Source organism: Streptomyces prunicolor NBRC 13075, assembly GCF_000367365.1.
GTDB classification, from domain to species: domain Bacteria; phylum Actinomycetota; class Actinomycetes; order Streptomycetales; family Streptomycetaceae; genus Streptomyces; species Streptomyces prunicolor.
In genome coordinates, this window is record NZ_BARF01000014.1 from 102,504 (window position 1) to 121,364 (window position 18,861).

Below are 18,861 nucleotides of genomic sequence, written 5' to 3' on the forward strand. Positions count from 1 at the left end.
GGAAGGAGGTCCTCATGGCACGCACCACGAACCGTCCCGTAGTCACCCTGAAGTCGACGGCCGGTACCGGCGTCACCTACGTGACGCGCAAGAGCCGTCGTAACGACCCCGACCGGCTGGTCCTGCGCAAGTACGACCCGGTCGTCGGAGAGCACGTCGATTTCCGCGAGGAGCGCTGAACCGAGCGCGGCGGCAGCCCCACGTACGAAGCAGAGCGGCCGTCCCGCGTGGACGGCCTGAGGAAGGAAGCACCATGAGGTCTGGCATCCACCCCGTGTCCCGTCCGGTCGTCTTCCGCGACCGCGCGGCGGACACCGCGTTCCTGACCACCTCGACCGCGCAGTCGGCGCGCACGATCGAGTGGGCGGACGGGAACACCTACCCGCTGATCGACGTCGAGATCTCGTCGGCCAGCCACCCGTTCTACACCGGCAACACGCGCGTCGTGGACACCGCGGGCCGTGTGGAGCGCTTCGAGCGCCGCTACGGGAGGACGTCATGAAGGTCCGCAATTCGCTTCGCTCACTGAAGGCCAAGCCCGGCGCGCAGGTGGTACGCCGCCGCGGCGTGACCTTCGTGATCAACAAGAAGGACCCGCGCTTCAAGGCCCGCCAGGGCTGACGCGGCACGCACGACGACTCGGCCCGGCCCCGCTTCTCGCGGTGGCCGGGCCGTTGTCGTGAGTCCTGTCGTCCTGTGTCCTGTTTCTGCGCGTTTCCGAGGGAAGATAATTCGTTCTTTATGCTTATAGCGGTACCAACCCCCTTGGAGTGGTCGATGTCGCGCAAGCGCCCCATGGACGACGGTGACGAGCTGCTGGCCAGGCTCGGGACGCTGACCGCCCAGGCACGCGAGCGCGCGGAGCTCCAGCGCTCCCTCCTCGAACTGGCCGTCGCCCTCCAACGAGGCATGCTGCCGGGCGACATGCCCGTCACCCCCCGGTTCCACATCGCGGTCCAGTACGCGCCCGCGAACCACGGCCTCAACGTGGGCGGCGACTGGTACGACGCGTTCACGATGCCCGACGGGCGGATCGGCCTGTCCATCGGCGACGTCCAGGGCCACAACATCGAGGCGGCCGCGTTCATGGGGCAGGTGAGAGTCGGTCTGCGGGCGCTCGCGTCCGTCACCAGCGAGCCCGGCGAACTCCTCGCGCTGACGAACGACCTGCTCCTGTCCCTCGGCACCGAACTCTTCGCGACCTGCACCTTCATGCGCCTGGACCCGATCACCGGGGTGCTGGAGAGCGCGCGGGCCGGACACATACCCTCCGTCTGGGCCACCGCCGACGGCCGCTCCGGCATCACCGACGACGAGGGCGGACCGCCGCTGGGCATCCTCGCCGGGCAGCGGTACCCCGTGACCGAGCACCGGCTCACCACCGGCGGAGTCTTCGTCCTGGTGACCGACGGCGTGGTGGAGGGCCCCTCGATGAGCGTCGACGAGGGCCTCGACCAGGTGATGCGCCTCGCCGGAGTCGCCGCCGTGGCGGGCATGGAGGCGGGCTCGCTCGCGGCCGCCGTGATCAAGGGAGCCGGGCGTGTGGGGCACGAGGACGACGCGGCGGTACTGGTCGTGGGACACGATGAGCCCGACACCGGGACGTAGGACCCGTCCGCCGCAGAGGCCGGTGCCTGCACCTGCGCCCCCGTTACGGCCGTACGCACCGCGCTCAGCCTGCGGGCATCGGCCAGGTGCCGTCCCCTTCACGTGGCGTGGCGCCGGGCGCGGTTCGCCTCGCCGACACGGCCCGGGCAGTGTCTGATGACTGCTGTGGTGGGTTTCGAGGATCTGCGGCGACCGGCCGGGTACGCCCTCCTGACGCTGGCCGTCGCCGGCAGCTACTTCGCGGCGGGACGCCTCGGCCTGCTGCGGGAGCTGGTGGTCGAGGGCGCCGTGTTCACCCCCATCTGGCCGCCCACCGGCGTAGCGGTGGCCTGCCTGCTGATCTTCGGGCTGCGGGTGCTGCCCGGCATCGCCCTCGGCGTGCTCCTCGTGATCATGTCGCTCACCTCGCTCCAGCCGACCGTGCTCGTCGTGCTGCTCGGCAACACCCTGGCCCCCGCCTGCGCCTACCTCCTGCTGCGCCGGGTGCGCTTCCACACCGATCTCGGCCGGCTCCGTGACGGCCTCGCCCTGGTGTTCCTGGGCGCCCTGACCGCCATGCTGATCAGCGCGACCTGCGGGGTCGGCATGCTCGTCGCCACCGACAAGCTGGCCGCCCACTCCTTCTGGCCGGTCTGGCTCGGCTGGTGGGTGGGCGACGCGATGGGCGTGCTGATCGTGACGCCGCTCCTGCTCATGCTCCGCACGGTGCGCCTGCCCCTCGACCTGCACCGCTGGAAGGAAGCCCTGCTGCTCGCGGCCACCGTCGGCGTGATCGTCCCCCTGGTCACCCACAACCACGTCAGCCTGCTGTTCCTGATCTATCCGCTGCTGATCTGGGCGGCGCTGCGGTTCCGGTTCGCGGGCAGCATGCTGTGCGCCCTGTTCGCCTCCGTCATGGCCACCGTCGCGGCGACCCAGGAGACGGGCCCGTTCGCCGACCTGACCCATGTCGAGGTCATGATGAAGCTGCAGGCCTTCAACGGCACGATGGCTCTCACCGCCCTGCTGCTGTCCTCGGTCATCACCGAGCAGCGCAACACCAGACTCTCGGTGGAGAAGGCCTGCCAGGAGCTGGCAGAGGTTCTCGAACACCTCACCGCGGGCGACCCCCGCCAGGGCGGCCGCCCCTGACCGGCCCGCGCCGTCAGGCAACAAGGTCCGTGCGGCTGGGCAACAAGGCCCGTGCGGTCAGGAGAGCCCTGCGTCGCCCCTCCTGCGCAGCACCAGCAGCGCGGTGTCGTCCCGGGGAGTGCCCGCCGTGTGGCGGCGCAGGTCGCCGTAGAGGGTGGCCGGCACGTCCTTCGGCGGGACATCGCCCCAGGCCGCCGCGCGCTCCTCCAGGGGATAGAACGCGCCGGACGGATCCCGCGCCTCGGTCACGCCGTCCGTGCAGAGCAGCAGGGTGCCGTCCGGCGGGAAGGCGAACCATTCGACGGTACGAGGCTCAGGGGCCAGCGCGTCGAGGCCCAGCGGAACGCAGGGCTCCTGCTGGAGCACCGGCTCGGCCCGCTCCTTGTGCAGCAGCAGCGGCGCCACATGACCGCAGTTGATCGCCTGGACCTCCCGCTCGCCGTCGACCCCCAGCACGAGCGCCGTCACGAACCGCTCCCGCTCGCCGGTCTGCGCCGCGAAGGAGTTGTGCCGTAGCACCGCCTCCTCCAGGGCGTCGACCACGGCGGTGAGGGTGGGCTCGGCCACGGCCGCCTCGCGGAAGGCGCTCAGCACGGCGAACGCGGCGCTGATCGCCTGCAGGCCCTTGCCCTGGACGTCGGCGATGAAGACACGGCTGCCGTACGGCGAGGAGACGACCTCGTAGACGTCGCCGCCAACCCGGCTGTCCTCCTCCACCGGCCGGTAGAGGCCGTGGACCAGCAACTGGTCGGTCATCAGGGGGAAGGGGCGCAGGATCTGCCGTTGCAGGGCCGCCGCGGCGGAACGCAGCCGCGCGATCTCGCCCTCCCAGCGGATCCGCTGCGCCGCCCGCGCCACGCTCAGGCCGTTGAACACCAGGGTGAAGGCGACGACGGCCGCGTCTGCGCCCGCCGTGCCCAGCGGAGTGTCGAGGAGGGAGCCGACGATCACGAGCGTCACCCACACGGAGGCGACGGTGGTCTGCCGTACGGTCCCGCGCCCGGCGATCAGCGCGGGCAGCACCACCAGAAAGGGGGCCGGCCTGGTGTCCCGGCCCAGCGCGATACCGGTCGCCGCCACCATCAGCGTGACGACGACGAGCCAGAACACGACCACGGCCCAGCTGAGCGGAGGCGTGGAACGTTGCCCGGCGTCGACCACGGTGGAACCGGCCGGATCTTCTGAGGCGCGCACCGGCTCTCCCGCTTCCTTCAGTCCCCGAACAACCGTCGGGAAAGCTTCCCACTCTTCAATATCAGCCCCACCCGTACCGTCCGCGAACTGCGACAACAGCTCAGGGCGGCCCGAGACGCACAGGAAGTGCACAGAGGGCTAGATTCCGATCCGTATGTTGGGCCGATGGTGGGGGGAGTGGGGGAGCGTTGTTCATCTGGCGCACACTGCGGGGTGAATGGCAGGGCATCGTCGTCGATCCGGTACGACAGCTGCTGCGGCGCGGACTGAAGGGGGTGTCCCTGGCGTTCGTCGCCGGCTTCGGCGTCATCTTCTTCCACGCGCTCGCACAGAACCCGACCGGAGCCGTGATCGTGCGGGACATCGGCGGCGTCCAGGGCGACCTGCCGCTGTGGCTAGCCCTGCTGCGCACCCCCATATCGCTGTACGTCCCCGCCCTCGACCTGCCCGTCTGGGCCGGCATCACCCAGCTGTTCCTCGCGTTCGCGCTGGCCGAGCTGGCCCTCGGCCGGGCCCGCACGCTGGCCGTCGCCTACGCGACCACACTGGCCGGCACCCTCACGGTGCGCGTGATGCTCCTGATCGGGCCCGGCTGCGGCGGCATCGGGCTGCGGCCCGAGATCGGCCAGGTCCTCGACACCGGGCCGTCCGCCGCGGTCGTAGGACTGTTCACGTATCTCGCCGTCGTGCGGCGCGCGCCCGTCGTGTTCGTCCTCACCGGCGGGTCGATGGTGTGGGAGTCGATCGTGAAACCGAATCTGGCCGGCCGCGAGCACCTGGTCGCGGTGGCCACCGCCGTCGTCCTGGGCGTGGTCCACGAGCTGCGCCACAAGCGGCCGACCGTCACGGCGCTGCTTCCCGAGTTCAAGGCGGAGCAGCCGGTCAGGGCCGAGACGCGCTGCCCATCTCCGCGCTGAAGCTCACCGGTTCGCTGTCGAACCCCCGCACCATCGCGCGGAACTCCCAGGCTCCGGAGTCGTCCTTGGTGAACTCCGCGACCGTCGCGGCGGTGGACCCGGCCACCCCCGCGAAGTCGTCCGACAGCAGCTCCTTGTACCCCTCCACGACCAGCGCCCGGGCGTGCGACAGATCGCCGAACGTCCTCGTCCCACCGTTCTGATGGATGGCCACCCCCACGACCACCCGCGCGAAGGACGCGGCGAGCCGGTCGAGTTCGAGGACCATCACCTCCATGTAGCCGTACCCCTGGCCGCTCTCGCTGTGCCGGCTCATGTTGATCGTGCCGTCCGGCGAGCGGCTCTCGGAGTTGACGACGTACACCGGGCGTCCGTGCGGGGCGTCGGCGGAGTAGGTCGCCGCGACGATGTCCAGATGGCGCGGCTGCTGCCCCCAGGGGCTCGGATTCCAGCGGAGCCGAACTTCGACCTTCCCCGCCACTTTGCTGACACTGCTCACTGATTGCCGCTCCCGTATCAGGCCATCACGGGACGATCCCCCGCATGGTCAAGTATGGCTCTTCGGCTGCCTGTTGATGCCGACCGGACGGACCTGACATGTCCGGGGTCAAGTGCTCCGGATCGCGTCCACCAGCCCTGCGACGAGGCTCGCCCGCTCGGCCATCGACTCGACGAGCAGATACTCGTGGTCGGCGTGGGCCCCGCCCCCGACCGCTCCCAGTCCGTCGAGCGTCGGCACCCCCAGCGCGGCCGTGAAGTTCCCGTCGCTCCCACCGCCGACCGCCCGGCCTTCGAGCCCGGGCAGCAACTTCCCTGCCACAGCGAACAGTTCGGCCGCCGCCGACTCGGGCATCGGCGGCCGACCGACACATCCTTCTACGGTGATCACGGCTTCGTCGAGATGCGGAGCGAGGGCGGCGAACGCGGACTCGATCCGTTCCTTCTCGTCGGCCGACTCGACCCGGACGTCCACGACGACGGTCGCCCGCGCGGGGACGACATTGTCCAGCGTCCCGGCGGACGCGACGGTCGGCGTGACCGTCGTTCCCACCTCGGGCCGCGCCAAGGCCGCGATGTCCAGCACCTGGTGGGCCGCCTCGACCAGCGCGTTGACCCCGGCGGCGGGCTCCAGCCCCGCGTGCGAGGCCCGACCCACGACGGACACCTCGAACGTGCCGCACCCCTTACGACCGGTCTTCACGCCCCCGCCGTCCGCGGCACCCTCGACGACGAGCACGGCACCGCAGGCGAGAGCGCGTCCCTCGATGAGCGCCCGGGAGGAACGGGAGCCGACCTCTTCGTCGGCGGTCACCAGAATCTCGACGCCCGACCGGTCGTCGAGACCCGCGACCCCGTGGATCGCCTGCACCAGACCGCCGAGCATGTCGAAGACACCGGGTCCGGTCGCCCGACCGTCCTCGACCAGGAACGGGCGACGCGCGAGGGTGCCGAGCGGAAACACCGTGTCGTGATGACCGAGGATCAGCACATGGGGTGCGCCACCGCCGGACCAGTGGACATGCGGCCCGCCCTCGCTCTCGACGAGCATCGCCTTCCCGCCGAGCCGCGTCTCGATGACAGCGGCGACGGCCCTGGCCGACTCCCGCAGGGCGTCCAGGTCACGGGAGGGGGACTCGACCTCGACGAGGGTCCGGAGATCTTCGATCATCGCGTCGACGCTCACGTCGACGGCCTTGCGTGTGGTCACGGGGGAAGGGTACGTGGGCCCCGGTGACCGACCTGCTTCCGCCCCGAACCACCAAAGGCCGGCCCGACGCCCAACGCGTCGAACCGGCCCAACGGCGATGCTGTTACCCGGAGTTGATCAGTCCGTGCCGGACTCCATCGCCGCGCGGTCCAGCAGCGCGTCGTCCTCGGAGACCTCGCCGCGGGAGGCGATGGCCTCGGCGCCGCCCTCGGGCATGCTGCCGATGAGGCCGGTCGCGGCGGCCTGCGCGGCGCCGATCGCGGTGTTGCCGGTGCCGATCAGACCGAGGCCGGCGTACTGCTCCAGCTTGGCGCGGGAGTCGGCGATGTCGAGGTTGCGCATGGTGAGCTGGCCGATGCGGTCGACCGGGCCGAAGGCCGAGTCCTCGGTGCGCTCCATGGACAGCTTGTCCGGGTGGTAGCTGAACGCCGGGCCCGCGGTGTCGAGCAGCGAGTAGTCCTCGCCGCGCCGCAGCCGCAGGGTGACCTCACCGGTGATCGCCGAGCCGACCCAGCGCTGGAGCGACTCGCGGACCATCAGGGCCTGCGGGTCCAGCCAGCGGCCCTCGTACATCAGGCGACCGAGACGCCGGCCCTCGTTGTGGTACTGGGCGACGGTGTCCTCGTTGTGGATCGCGTTCACGAGACGCTCGTAGGCCGCGTGGAGGAGGGCCATGCCGGGGGCCTCGTAGATACCGCGGCTCTTCGCCTCGATGATCCGGTTCTCGATCTGGTCGGACATGCCCAGGCCGTGCCGGCCGCCGATCGCGTTGGCCTCCATGACGAGGTCTACGGGGGAGGAGAACTCCTTGCCGTTGATCGTCACCGGGCGGCCCTGGTCGAAGCCGATCGTCACGTCCTCGGTGACGATCTCGACCGACGGGTCCCAGAAGCGCACGCCCATGATCGGCTCGACGGTCTCCACACCCGTGTCCAGGTGTTCCAGGGTCTTGGCCTCGTGGGTGGCACCCCAGATGTTGGCGTCGGTGGAGTACGCCTTCTCCGTGCTGTCGCGGTAGGGCAGCTCGTGGGCGAGCAGCCACTCCGACATTTCCTTGCGGCCGCCGAGCTCCGTCACGAAGTCCGCGTCCAGCCAGGGCTTGTAGATCCGCAGGTGCGGGTTGGCGAGCAGGCCGTAGCGGTAGAACCGCTCGATGTCGTTGCCCTTGAAGGTCGAGCCGTCGCCCCAGATCTGGACGTCGTCCTCGAGCATCGCCCGCACCAGTAGCGTGCCGGTGACGGCACGGCCCAGCGGGGTGGTGTTGAAATAGGCGCGCCCGCCGGAGCGGATGTGGAACGCCCCGCAGGTCAGCGCGGCCAGGCCCTCCTCGACCAGCGCCGCACGGCAGTCGACCAGACGCGCGATCTCGGCGCCGTAGGCCTGCGCGCGGCCGGGCACCGAGGCGATGTCGGGCTCGTCGTACTGGCCGATGTCGGCGGTGTAGGTGCAGGGGACGGCACCCTTGTCGCGCATCCAGGCGACCGCGACGGAGGTGTCGAGTCCGCCCGAGAAGGCGATGCCGACGCGCTCGCCGGTGGGGAGGGAGGTGAGGACCTTAGACATAGGAAGATTATGCACCCTCGCGCATGGTCATGCAAAGTCCCCACCTTGAACCCCTTCCGATACGCCGCTGCCGGGCACCCGTGACGCAGGAGGGCACCCGGCAGCGGTGACAGGGGGACTGTGCTCAACACCCCGCCTTGTAGAAGTACTTGCTGATCTCGGGCTGGTTCATGTTCGCCTTGGTGATGGCGACCATGTTGGTGCCGACCGACTTCTGGACCGTCTTGCCCTCGAAGGCCGCGGCGAGCTGGTCCACGGCCTCCTTGCCGATCGCCGCCGGGTCCTGCGCCACCAGCACCTGGAGGGTGCCCGCCTTGAGCGAGGCGACCTCGTCCGGTTCGGCGTCGAACGCGGCGACCTTCACCGTGCCCTCCTTGCCGGCCTGCTTGAGACCGGTGGCTATGCCGGTGCCGGTGTTGGTGTTGCCCGCGAAGACACCGCCCAGGTCGGGGTGGGCCGCCAGCGTCGACTGGATCTGGGAGGCCGCGGTGGCCGGCAGGTCGTTGTCGTAGAGCGTGGGCAGCATCTTGATGTCCGGGTACTTCTTCATCTCCTCGGTGAAGCCCTTGATGCGCGCGTCTGTGGTGGAGACGCCGGGCTTGACGCTGATGACGAGCGCCGAGCCCTTCTCGTTCATCAGCTTGGCGAGCGCGTCGGCCGCCACCCGGCCGCCCTTCTCGTTGTCGGACGAGATCCGGGTGATGCCGATCGAGTTGTCGGTGACCGTGGTGTCCACCAGCGCGACCTTGGTGCCGGCCGACTGGATCTGCTTCAGCGACGGGGTGAGCGCGCTGACGTCGACCGGGGAGATCAGCAGCCCGTCCGGCCGCGATGCCGCCACCGAGTCGAGGAGGGGCCGCTGCACCGACACGTCCCACTGCGCGGAGCCGTCCGCGGAGAAGTCCATGCCCTTGGCCTTGGCCTCGGTCTGCGCCGCGCAGGTCATGGTGATGTAGAAGGGGTCGCTCTTCACGCCGGTGATCAGCCGGACCTTCTTGCCGGAGGCGCCTCCTTTCGACCCCGAACCGCCGCTGTCGTTCGACGAGCTGCAGGCGGCGGCGCCGGTCAGGGCCAGCACGGTGCCCGCGGCGACCAGTACTTTGCGTGAGATGCGGATGCTCGACATGGGGGTGTCCTCCTGGGTCATACGAGGGTTGGGGCGAACGTCGGGGCGGGAGTCGTGCCGGGAGTCATGCGCGCTCCCGGGTCTTCCTGCGCATCTGGTCGATGTAGACGGCGGCGACCAGGACGACACCGACGGCGACGTCCTGCCAGTACTGCTGAACGCCGATGACGATCAGCCCGGTGGTGAGCACCGCGGGGATGAACACGCCGATCACCGTGCCCAGTACCGAACCCCGGCCGCCGAAGAGGCTGGTGCCGCCCAGGACCACCGCGGTGATCACCTTCAGGTTGTCGGTGGAGTGCCCGGCGATCGACGTCGTGCCGTACGAGGCCAGCCACATCACCGCGCCGAGACCGGCCAACAGACCCATCAGGCCGTAGACCTTGATCAGGTGGCGGCCCACCGGGATGCCCGCGCGGCGGACTGCGGTCGGGTTGGAGCCGATCGCCAGGGTGTTGCTGCCGAACTTCGTGGCGCTGAGCAACGCGCCGAACAGGGCGGTCACCACGGCTGCCAGGATCACCATCCAGGGGATGCCGAGCAACTTGCCGAATCCCAGGCTGTTTTGGAGGTGCGCGGCGGACGCGCCGGCCGGATCCTGGCCGCCGGTGGCGAGTTCGGCGATGCCGAGCGCCGCGCCCAGACCGCCCAGGGTCACGATCAGCGGAGGCACCTTCCCGGTCGCCACCACCGCTCCCTGCAACGCGCCCCAACCCGCCCCCACCGCAAGGGCGATGACGACACAGACCGCGACCGTGAACCAGCCGGCGGTGGGCCCGCCGTGGTGGACGTTGTACTCGCCGGCGGACACCGCCGCCAGCACCAGCACCGAGCCGATCGACAGGTCGATGCCCGCGGTGATGATCACGAACGTCATGCCGACGCCGAGCACCAGATAGATGGACGCGTTCACCGCGATCTGCGTGATGTCGTACGTGGTGAAGAACTTGCCCGGCGCCGCGATGGTGAAGAACGCGACCAGCGCGACGAGGATCACGAACGTCCACAACTCGCTTATTCCGGCGGCCCGTCGGAGCCACGGGGGTATCGCGAGGCGTCCGTCGGCGGCCGGGGGCGGCTCCGGTGCCGGGGCGGCCGGCTTGATGTCCTGGCTGTTGGCGCTCATCGCCCGTCCTCCGCTTCCGTCGCGCCGGCCGGGTCGTGGTTCCCGTTCGGCGCGGGCTCGTCCAGCGATCCGGTCATGGCGCCGACGAGTTTCTCGATCGTGGCGTCGGCCGCGGTGAACGAGGCCACCCGGCGTCCCAGCCGCAGTACTTCGACCCGGTCGGCGACCGACAGCACCTCGGGCATGTTGTGGCTGATGAGGACGACGCAGATGCCCCGGTCGGCGACCCTGCGGACGGTCTCCAGGACCCGGGCGCGCTGGACGACGCCCAAGGCGGCGGTCGGCTCGTCCATGAAGATGACCTTGTTGGCGAAGGCCACCGCGCGCGCCACGGCCACCGATTGCCGTTGCCCTCCTGACAACGTTGTCACAGGAGCCGTCACATCTTTCAGCTCCACGCCCAGTTCACCGAACGCCGCGATCGCCTCCCGGCGCATGGTGGGCCGGTCGAGCACGCCCAGGCGACCGAGCAGGCCTCCGCGCACAAGTTCCCTGCCGAGATAGAGATTTGACGCAGCGTCAAGATCTGGTGCCAGGGAGAGATCCTGGTAGACGGTCTCGACTCCGTGCCGTTGCGCGTCCATCGGCCCCGTGAACCGGACCGGCACCCCGTCCAGGCGCACCTCGCCCTCGTCCGGGGTGAGGACGCCGGAAAGTACGTTCACCAACGTCGACTTGCCGGCGCCGTTGTCACCGATCAGTGCGACGACCTCACCGGCGTGCGCCGTGAAGTCCGCGCCAGAGAGCGCCTGGACATGGCCGAAACGCTTGACCACACCGTGTGCCGCGAGAAGGGGTTCTCTTGCAGAGGCCATGTTGTGCCTTCTGGTTGGTATCGTTAACAGCTCGTCGATTCTGGGAGGCCCGTGGGTGGGCGTCAAGGGTCGTGAACGAACGGGGATTTGGGCGGACACCGTCGGCCCGTCGGACAGACTCCGGTCCGGTCGCGCTGGATGACCTCGGGAGGACGCGGCGTGACCAGTCGTCCCAGCCGTCCCAGGATGAAGGACGTGGCCGCGGAAGCGGGCGTCAGCGTGATGACGGTGTCCCGGGTGGTCAACGGCGAGGCGGGCGTGGCACCCCTCACCGCCGCCCGCGTGGCGGCCGCCGTCCGCAAGCTGGGCTATCAACGCGACGACGTGGCACGGCAGTTACGCCGTACGGACCGACTGAGCCAGACCATCGGACTGATGGTGGACAACGTTGCCGACCCCTTCATGGCCGCCGTCGCCTCGGCCACCGAGGACATCGCCCACCGGCGCGGCAACATGGTCCTCATCGGCTCCAGCCGCGCCGACCCGCACCGCGAACGCGAGGTCATCGCGGCCTTCACCGCACGCCGCGTCGACGGCCTGATCCTCACCCCGGTCGCGGGCGACCAGCGCTTCCTGCGCTCGGCGCAGACGCGGGGTACTAAGATCGTGTGCGTGGACCGGGCGGCGCCCGGGCTGGACGTGGACACCGTGGTGGTGGACAACTTCGGCGCGGTACGGCAGGCCGTGGGCCACCTGATCGCGCACGGGCACCGGCGTATCGGCTACCTCGGTGACAAGCGGCAGATCTGGACCTTCGGCGAACGGCACCGCGGCTATCTGGCTGCCCTGGACGCCGCGGGCATCGACGCCGATCCGGCGCTCGTCCGGCACGGTTTGAGGTCAGGCGCCGACGCGGCCCGGGCCGTCACCGCGATCCTCTGCGCACCGGAGCCGCCCACGGCCGTACTCGCGGGCAACGAAGTCCTCGCGTTCGGCGTGCGGGCCGTGCTGCCCGCCGGCGTCGCGTTCATCGCCTTCGACGACTTCGCGCTGGCCGCGCAGTTGACGCCGCCGGTCACGGTCATCGCGCAGGACCCGGTCGCCCTCGCGACGAGCGCCGCGCATCTGCTGTTCGCCCGCATCCACGGGGACACGTCACCGCCCCGCAGGGTCGTCATGCCGACCGAGCTGATCCCGCGCGGGTCGGGGGAGATCCCGGGCCCCGGTTCGCCGACTCGAACTCCTCGGCGCTGACGAATCCCGGCCGCCCCCGTCCCGCGCACGGCATCGATGCTTACGCGCGAGGCCGCTCGAAGGTGAGGAGCAGGCCCTCGACCGCGCCGGGACCTATGCGGCCCTTGACGTCGGCGGCGGTGATGGCCTTGAGGCCCCAGCCGTCCTCGGCGTGCTTGTTGAGGACCTTCTCCAGCTTGTCGCTGTCCAGCGCGTCGCCGATCAGCGACTCCCGGAAGCTGACGACCTTGTACTCGAACGTGTAGGCGTTGCTCATGGCTGCGTTGTCCTCCTGTGCGTGCGCACGGTGTGCGGTTGGGCGGGGTCAGCCAATCACGGGGGGACGTTCCCGCGCAGGCCGGGGGTGGTTTCGTGGCACGGCTGCCAACTGGGCCTGAGGAGCGGCGTGTTGTCCGGCTCGGGTGTCGGGGACGTGCTCGCGGGCAGGTCATGACGGCACGCTGCGGCCGTCGTGTCACCCGGGGCGGGGAGGGACGGAGACGTAGCGTGGCCGGTGACCCGGTGGACGCGGACGGATCCCGTGGAGGTGCCATGTGCTGGAGTGCGAGGGCCGACCTCGTGGCGGGCGCGGCGGTCGCCGCCGTAGGAGTGGCCTGTGTTGTGCGGGCGCGCAGGCGGACCGATCTCCCGATGGCCGCACTGCCGTTGCTGCTCGGTGCCCATCAGATCGTGGAGTCGGCGGTGTGGGCTGCCGACGGGGGCTCGGGACCGGCAACCCTCGCCTGGGCCGCCATCGCCATGCCGCTGCTCGCGGTGTGGGTCCCGGTCGGCGTGTGGTGCGCGGCCCCACGACGGGCCCGGACCCGGGTCGGCGTACTGGTCGCGGTCGGCGCGGTGACCGCGGCGGCCCTCGCCCACGCGCTGGCCGTACACCCCGTGACGGCCGAGATCCGCGGTCACACCCTCGGCTACGTCGTGGACCTTCCGTACGCCCAACTGGTCATCGCGGGCTACCTCGTGGCCACGATCGGCTCGCTGCTGCTGTCCGGTGAGCGCGGGCTGGTGGTGCTGGGGATCCTGGTCACGGCCGGCGCGCTGGTGTGCTGGACGCTGTGGGAGCTGGAGTTCGTATCGACGTGGTGCGCGGTCGCCGCGGTGTCTTCGGTGGTGCTGTTCTTCTGGGTGAACGGCCGCGACCGGGAGCCGGAGAAGCGGCCGTACGTCAGTGCGCGTCGCGGCGGGTCCACAGGCTGAGGTCGCTGCTCGTGGCGACGGCGAGGGTCCGCCCGGAGGGCGAGAAGCCGGCGGCGCGCAGCTCCGAGTAGTGGGCATTGAAGATGTGCCACCACGTCTCTCCTGCCTGTCCCTTGTAGAGCCCGCCGTCCGTCGAGAGGAGCACCCGGTGGTGGGGCCACTCGGGGCTCACGACGTCCATGGTCCAACCGTCGGGAGCGGTCGTGTGGAGGCCGCCGCCGAAGAGGCCGGCTATCCGTACCGGGGCGCCCGCGATCGGACCGAGGCCGGGGCAGACGAGATCCGGGTGGCCGTCGGGCGTGCCGGTCTCGGGATCGGGGTCCCGGTCGCGGGCGATCTTCTCGCCGGTGGACGCGTCGAAGAGACCGTGACCGTCGGTCGAGACGACCATCACGAGATCGTGCCCGGTGCCGGGATCGGTGGCGAAACCGATGCCGAGCAGCCCGCCGATGGGGGTGCTGTTGTCGAGCATGGGGTGCCAGGGCTCCGGAGCGGGCATGACGGGGGCGGCGAGGCAGCGGTCGCGCAGCCGCTGCTGGTACTCGGTGAGCAAGGGGTTTCTCCTCGGTGCGGTCGGCGACGAGGATCTCTCAGGAGGGCGGGGCGCGTCGAGTGGAAACCGCTTCCGCGTAACGCCGTTGATGCCGACCGGTGACGTCGGGTTGGATGGCCCCATGGAGCGCATAGACGCAGAACTGTTCACTGACGGTGGGAACGATGCCGTGGTCCGGCTGCCCGGTCGCCGGTTCCCCGGTGTGCTGATCCAGGGCGACTCCCTGCACATCCTCCGCAGCGATGTGGCCGAGGTGGTGGAGGCCTGTGAGCGCGGTGACCTGGCCGACGCGGGGGAGTCCGCGGGCCTGCTGCTGGCGGGCCTCGACGCGCTGCTGAACCGCTACTCCGTCGCGTTGGAGAACCACCAGATCCAGCGGCCCTATTGAGGTCCGAACTGAGGTCCGACCCGCGGGCTGTTCCTGGCGAAGTCGGCTTTCCGGGGGCCTCCGGGCCTGGTTGACGGTGTAACGCGGCCAAGGCATCATCGGCTGTGGCGTGGCCCGACGCCGAACCTCCCCCGACCGTCCCCAGCACGGTCCTGGTCGGAGGCAAAGGGGCTCACTGTCTCGGGTCGTTCCATGGTCTGCCGTCTTGTGCGTGGTCGCTGGGGGATTCCGCGCGGGACGTGGAAGGCCAGGAATGACAGCGAACAGAAACTTCAAACGCAGGGTGCGGGCGCGCGCCGCCAAGACCGGCGAGTCCTACACGGCCTCGCTCCGGCACTTCCGCCCGGCTCCCACCGGCGGGGCGGTAGCGGAAGGCAAGCGGATGCGGCTGGCCGTGGCCCAGACCGTCATCCGCGAAGACCCGCGCGACGCCACCGAGTTGAGCGCGAGCGGAGCCGACCTGCGCAGCCTGATGCGCGAAGCGCATCAGGCCGGCGCCAGGCTCGTGCACTTCCCGGAGGGAGCCACCTGCTTTCCCCACAAGCGCCTCATGAGCGTCAACGGCCCCGACGAGGTCGGACCGGCCGACTGGGACCGCTTCGCATGGGACGTACTGCGGCAGGAACTGAACGCGACGGCGGAGTTGGCACGTGAACTGCGGCTGTGGATCGTACTGGGCTCCGTCCACCGGCTCACCCCGCCCCACCGTCCGCACAACAGCCTCTACGTGATCTCCGACCGGGGCGAGGTGGCGACGCGCTACGACGAGCGCATGCTGTCGCACACCAAGATCTCGTACATGTACGCCCCCGGCACGAAGCCCGTGGCCTTCGAGGTCGACGGCATGCGGTTCGGGTGCGCGCTCGGTATGGAGGCCCACTTTCCCGAGGTGTTCATCGAGTACGAGCGGCTGGACGTCGACTGTGTCCTCTTCTCCACGACCGGCGCGGTGTCGCCCCACGACACCAGACTGTTCGCGACCGAGGCACAAGGGCACGCGTCCGCCAACAGCTACTGGGTCAGCTTCGCCTCACCCGCACAACACAGCGGGGCCGTGCCGTCCGGGGTGGTCGGCCCCGACGGAGAGTGGCTTGCCCAGGGGCCCCGGGACGGCATGGCCTCGGTGACCGTCGTCGACCTCGACACCACGTCGAGTGACGTGGAGGTCGCCGTCTCCATGGCCCGGCCCTGGCGGCGCACGGCCCGCGCCGGACTTTACGAACCGCACGTCGTCCGGGATCCGCGGAGCGACGACCGAAGTCTCTTCTGACCTACGACACGGGTGTCGGGCGCGTGTGCATGCATGCGCCCGGCACCCGCCGGCAGAGGACAACTGCGCTCATACATCCCGGTGTTGGATGCCCAGCAGACTCGCCGCGGCCCGGAAGTCGGCCGTGTGGTGACCGAGGGCGAGGGACCAGTGGTGGCCCACGCCCGTCGCGCTCCACGCGTCGACCCACTCGCCGGGGTCGCGCCCGAAGTCGACGCGGCTGGTGGTGTTGCCGATCGCGAGATGCGGTCCGGGTACGACGGTGCCCTCGGAGGTGATGAACGACAGGGTGCCGTCACCGTCCTGGCCGAGCCCGAGGAGGGTGACGGGACCGTGCTGGACATCGAACTCCACGCTGACGCCCCAGCCGCGCTTGCCGTGATAGACGCCCAGGCCGCGCAGCAGCGGGTCACGGGAGCTGACCGCGAGGTGCGCGGGTCCGTCGTGGCCCATCTCCACCACGCCGGCCTCGAAGTCGAGGGCCTGGATCTCGGTGAACGAACCCCCGGCGCCGATGCTCTGCGTCGCCAACTGGGCCAGGCTGGTGCGGAGTTCGTACTCACCGGCGGCCGGCACGCCCCGGGCAGTGAGCAGGGAGGCGCCCAGGATCATGCCGGCGCCGAGCCGTTCGTGCAGCTCGCCGTCGAGCCCTCGGTGGTAGTAGGCGAGCGTCTCGAGGCCGAAGTCCTCGACGAGCCGGTCCAGGGCGACCGACACCGTCGCCCCCCACGCGAAGTCCTCGTCCACCACGCTGTCGTCCACGGCGAAGATCCGCCGGGCCAGCGCCGTGCGCTCCCGGGTCTCGGCCTCGCTCACCTTCTCCACCCGATGCCGCAGATCGTCGAACTCCAGCACCTCGACATGCGAGCCGAACGTCGCCGGGAGCAGCGTCAGATCGGTCGACACATCGAGCATGCCCGGATACAGATGCCCCATCAGACCGTGCCGGGCATGGCGGAGCGCGGCGCGCACATGCGCGGCCCGGATCCACTCCTCGATCCGTCGCCACGCCGACTCCTGACGCAGCCAGCCCGACACCGACCGGAAGGGGATACCGGCCCGCCGGAAGACATTGCCGACCTCGGGCACCGGGCACTGCCCGCAGTACGCGAGCCAGGCGCCCGTGTCGAAGGAGGCGTGGTCCATCCGCTCGGACGGCTGGAGGTCGATGACCAGGACCGGGGTGTGCGAACGCTGGGCGATCGGCAGCACCATCGACGAGGTCAGATACGTCGTCAGGAACAGCACGATCAAGTCGCAGTCCGCGCGCCGGAGTTGCTCCGCCGCGACCGCTCCTTCCTGGGCGTCGGAGATGAAGCCGACGTCGGTCACCTCCGCGTCCATCCGCTGGAAGCGCTCGGCGACATACGCGGACGACTCCTTCAACTGCGGGAGAAGGTCCGGGAATTGGGGCCAGTAGGCGCCGAGACCACCCGCCACGAGTCCGATCCGGGTACGGCGGCGGGGCACCGGGGGAAGCAACTCCCGTAGCGCGGCGGCGCGTTCCGCGGTCACGGTCGTGGGGTCGGTGGTCACGGTCGCGGGTTCGGTCGTTGCCATGAGCGGTGTTCCTTCGGGTGCGCGGTGTGTGCTTTTCCTTCCGGTGTCCGGTGCCGCATCAGGTCCGGGCCACGCCCAGCCCCGGCGCCGGGGCGACCGCGGTCTCCGGGGAACGCCGGATGAGGACATGGATGACGTACACACCCGCGACCCCCGACGCCGCCATGCAGAGCGTGATCAGCCACAGCAGGAGCGACGCGCTGTAGTCCATCAGCGCGGGCGTGACGAACGCGACGCCCGCGAAGACCCCGCGCGACAGGGCGTAGGTGAGGCCCTGGGTGGTGCCGCGGGTGTCCGGGGGCAGCGTGAGCTGCGACCACACCTTGTAACTGGCCTCCCCCGCAAAGGGGTTGGAGATCTGGTACAGCACGAAGAAGACGAGCATGCCGACCAGGGCACCGGCCGTGAGGGAGGCGATGCAGAAGGCCACGACCTGCACGACCGTGAAGACGTAGAACAGCCGGTCGCGCCAGGGAGTGTCGGCGATGCGGACGAAGACGAAGGTCAGGACCAACGCGATCGGCAGGAACGCCAGGTTGATCCCGGTGGCCAGGCTCTGCGAGGCACCGCTGACCGTGACGAGCAGGTAGGTGCCGAACTGGCCGAAGGTGTTGGCGCCGATACCCCAGGTGACGTAGTAGACGAAGGTCGCGGCCATCGGCAGCAGCGCGGCACGGTTCCACACGTTCTTGAGCTCGATGCCGCGCGGCGCGGCCAGTGCTGCCGCCTCCTCCTGCTGTGCCGCCTCGGACGGCTCGGCCAGCTCCAGTCGGGCGCGGAGCAGGAAGGTGACCAGCGCGGCGACGATCAGATGGCCGGTGATGAACCGCGCCCCGACCATGCCGGTGTCCGACAGGACGTAGCCGAGGAAGATCACGACGACGATGCCCGCCACCCACATGACCTGGGTGAACGACACGAGACGCGCCCGGCCGTCGGGGGGTGCGGCGTCCGAGACGACGGCCAGGGACGTCGGCAGGTCGGCGCCTGCGGCCAGTCCCGCGACGAGCACGCCGACGAAGAGGACGATGTCGTTCGGGGCGAGGGTGATGACGACCGCGCCGATCGCGTAGCAGAGGATGTCCAGGTTGTAGACGCGGCGGCGCCCGAACATGTCCGCGAGCCGGCCGCCGACGAGGGAGCCGACGGCGATGCAGCCGGTGACGATCGCGCTGATCGCCCCGGCCATCCACACGCCCATGTCGTAGTGGTCGCGGTAGATCGCCAGGTTGACGGCGATGCTGACGATGAGCGCGGCGTCGAGATAGGAGGCCATGCCCGAGAGGGCCGCGACCTTCCACAGGTGCTTCGGGATGGGCGGTTGTTCCGCGTGTTCCGGTGCAGACGAGAATCGGATCATGATGCGGCTCCTCGCGGCTCTGGGCCGGGGTCGCAGTGAATATAGGGTTCAAAAAACGTTCCAACAAGCCCTCTTGCACGTATCCGTCACGCATCCGGCCCAAGACCGGTCGGCCTCCTTCCCGCGCTTCGGATCCGGTGCCAACATCGCAGGT

Annotated in this window: 21 protein-coding genes; 10 read left to right on the forward strand and 11 right to left on the reverse strand. The window is 70.1% G+C overall.

Translation table 11 applies throughout. The annotated features are described in order from the left end of the window. The first annotated feature begins 14 nt into the window (after positions 1–14). The 5 genes from rpmG to SPR02S_RS06285 all read left to right on the forward strand — a co-directional run bounded on the left by rpmG (position 15) and on the right by SPR02S_RS06285 (position 2,739). Entirely contained in the window at positions 15–179 is a 165-nt protein-coding gene (gene rpmG, locus SPR02S_RS06265; protein ID WP_019056081.1) for a 50S ribosomal protein L33, read from the forward strand. Between the two features lie 74 nt (positions 180–253). Then, complete coding sequence (locus SPR02S_RS06270) at positions 254–502, forward strand: type B 50S ribosomal protein L31 (protein ID WP_026150279.1); 249 nt, start codon at positions 254–256, stop codon at positions 500–502. Beyond that, a complete protein-coding gene (gene ykgO / locus SPR02S_RS06275; protein WP_014669332.1) occupies positions 499–621 on the forward strand; it encodes a type B 50S ribosomal protein L36 in 123 nt (40 codons plus the stop codon). The genes SPR02S_RS06270 and ykgO overlap by 4 nt, the downstream gene beginning before the upstream one ends. Before the next feature lie 156 nt (positions 622–777). Next, positions 778–1,608, forward strand: a complete 831-nt coding sequence (locus SPR02S_RS06280; RefSeq protein ID WP_019056083.1) for a PP2C family protein-serine/threonine phosphatase — start codon at positions 778–780, stop codon at positions 1,606–1,608. A gap of 156 nt (positions 1,609–1,764) precedes the next feature. Further along, the gene (locus SPR02S_RS06285; RefSeq protein ID WP_026150280.1) at positions 1,765–2,739 is read left to right on the forward strand and encodes an MASE1 domain-containing protein; all 975 of its coding nucleotides are present in this window, start codon (positions 1,765–1,767) and stop codon (positions 2,737–2,739) included. A gap of 57 nt (positions 2,740–2,796) precedes the next feature. Here SPR02S_RS06285 and SPR02S_RS06290 read toward each other — a convergent pair whose 3' ends face one another. After that, entirely contained in the window at positions 2,797–3,933 is a 1,137-nt protein-coding gene (locus tag SPR02S_RS06290; protein WP_019056085.1) for a PP2C family protein-serine/threonine phosphatase, read from the reverse strand. A 188-nt stretch (positions 3,934–4,121) separates the two neighbouring features. On the opposite strand from SPR02S_RS06290, the gene SPR02S_RS55235 reads away from it, so the two are divergent. Then, positions 4,122–4,850 carry a hypothetical protein gene (locus tag SPR02S_RS55235; protein WP_019056086.1) on the forward strand — a complete coding sequence of 243 codons (729 nt, stop codon included), beginning with the start codon at positions 4,122–4,124 and terminating at the stop codon, positions 4,848–4,850. Here SPR02S_RS55235 and SPR02S_RS06300 read toward each other — a convergent pair. The 6 genes from SPR02S_RS06300 to SPR02S_RS06325 all read right to left on the reverse strand — a co-directional run bounded on the left by SPR02S_RS06300 (position 4,816) and on the right by SPR02S_RS06325 (position 11,188). Next, entirely contained in the window at positions 4,816–5,349 is a 534-nt protein-coding gene (locus tag SPR02S_RS06300) for a TerD family protein (protein WP_019056087.1), read from the reverse strand. The genes SPR02S_RS55235 and SPR02S_RS06300 overlap by 35 nt on opposite strands. A gap of 108 nt (positions 5,350–5,457) precedes the next feature. After that, positions 5,458–6,519: a M20 family metallopeptidase gene (locus tag SPR02S_RS06305; protein ID WP_078622833.1), complete on the reverse strand. Its 1,062-nt coding sequence runs from the start codon at positions 6,517–6,519 to the stop codon at positions 5,458–5,460. Positions 6,520–6,675: 156 nt separating this feature from the next. After that, positions 6,676–8,121, reverse strand: a complete 1,446-nt coding sequence (gene argG / locus SPR02S_RS06310) for an argininosuccinate synthase (RefSeq protein ID WP_019056089.1) — start codon at positions 8,119–8,121, stop codon at positions 6,676–6,678. Positions 8,122–8,245: 124 nt separating this feature from the next. After that, entirely contained in the window at positions 8,246–9,247 is a 1,002-nt protein-coding gene (locus SPR02S_RS06315) for an ABC transporter substrate-binding protein (RefSeq protein ID WP_019056090.1), read from the reverse strand. Positions 9,248–9,311: 64 nt separating this feature from the next. Beyond that, entirely contained in the window at positions 9,312–10,373 is a 1,062-nt protein-coding gene (locus SPR02S_RS06320; protein WP_019056091.1) for an ABC transporter permease, read from the reverse strand. Continuing rightward, positions 10,370–11,188: an ATP-binding cassette domain-containing protein gene (locus tag SPR02S_RS06325; RefSeq protein WP_052346926.1), complete on the reverse strand. Its 819-nt coding sequence runs from the start codon at positions 11,186–11,188 to the stop codon at positions 10,370–10,372. The genes SPR02S_RS06320 and SPR02S_RS06325 overlap by 4 nt, the downstream gene beginning before the upstream one ends. Before the next feature lie 159 nt (positions 11,189–11,347). Here SPR02S_RS06325 and SPR02S_RS06330 point away from each other — a divergent pair, with 159 nt between their 5' ends. After that, complete coding sequence (locus SPR02S_RS06330) at positions 11,348–12,382, forward strand: LacI family DNA-binding transcriptional regulator (protein WP_245607506.1); 1,035 nt, start codon at positions 11,348–11,350, stop codon at positions 12,380–12,382. A gap of 40 nt (positions 12,383–12,422) precedes the next feature. Here SPR02S_RS06330 and SPR02S_RS06335 read toward each other — a convergent pair whose 3' ends face one another. Then, positions 12,423–12,638 carry a DUF4177 domain-containing protein gene (locus SPR02S_RS06335; protein ID WP_019056094.1) on the reverse strand — a complete coding sequence of 72 codons (216 nt, stop codon included), beginning with the start codon at positions 12,636–12,638 and terminating at the stop codon, positions 12,423–12,425. Positions 12,639–12,913: 275 nt separating this feature from the next. Here SPR02S_RS06335 and SPR02S_RS55240 point away from each other — a divergent pair, with 275 nt between their 5' ends. Continuing rightward, positions 12,914–13,576: a DUF6629 family protein gene (locus tag SPR02S_RS55240; RefSeq protein WP_043258107.1), complete on the forward strand. Its 663-nt coding sequence runs from the start codon at positions 12,914–12,916 to the stop codon at positions 13,574–13,576. Here SPR02S_RS55240 and SPR02S_RS06345 read toward each other — a convergent pair. Then, positions 13,545–14,129 (reverse strand): hypothetical protein, encoded by a 585-nt coding sequence (locus SPR02S_RS06345; protein WP_019056096.1) that lies wholly within the window; start codon positions 14,127–14,129, stop codon positions 13,545–13,547. The genes SPR02S_RS55240 and SPR02S_RS06345 overlap by 32 nt on opposite strands. Positions 14,130–14,250: 121 nt before the next feature. On the opposite strand from SPR02S_RS06345, the gene SPR02S_RS06350 reads away from it, so the two are divergent. Together SPR02S_RS06350 and SPR02S_RS06355 are read left to right on the forward strand one after the other, a co-directional pair. Continuing rightward, positions 14,251–14,517 (forward strand): DUF6959 family protein, encoded by a 267-nt coding sequence (locus SPR02S_RS06350; protein ID WP_019056097.1) that lies wholly within the window; start codon positions 14,251–14,253, stop codon positions 14,515–14,517. A 253-nt stretch (positions 14,518–14,770) separates the two neighbouring features. Next, on the forward strand, positions 14,771–15,787 hold the full coding sequence (locus SPR02S_RS06355; RefSeq protein ID WP_019056098.1) for a carbon-nitrogen hydrolase family protein: 1,017 nt from the start codon (positions 14,771–14,773) through the stop codon (positions 15,785–15,787). 69 nt (positions 15,788–15,856) lie between these two features. Here SPR02S_RS06355 and SPR02S_RS06360 read toward each other — a convergent pair whose 3' ends face one another. Both SPR02S_RS06360 and SPR02S_RS06365 read right to left on the reverse strand, forming a co-directional pair. Continuing rightward, positions 15,857–17,347 (reverse strand): L-fucose/L-arabinose isomerase family protein, encoded by a 1,491-nt coding sequence (locus tag SPR02S_RS06360; RefSeq protein WP_019056099.1) that lies wholly within the window; start codon positions 17,345–17,347, stop codon positions 15,857–15,859. A 58-nt stretch (positions 17,348–17,405) separates the two neighbouring features. Next, entirely contained in the window at positions 17,406–18,707 is a 1,302-nt protein-coding gene (locus SPR02S_RS06365; protein WP_019056100.1) for an MFS transporter, read from the reverse strand. Positions 18,708–18,861 lie beyond the last annotated feature (154 nt).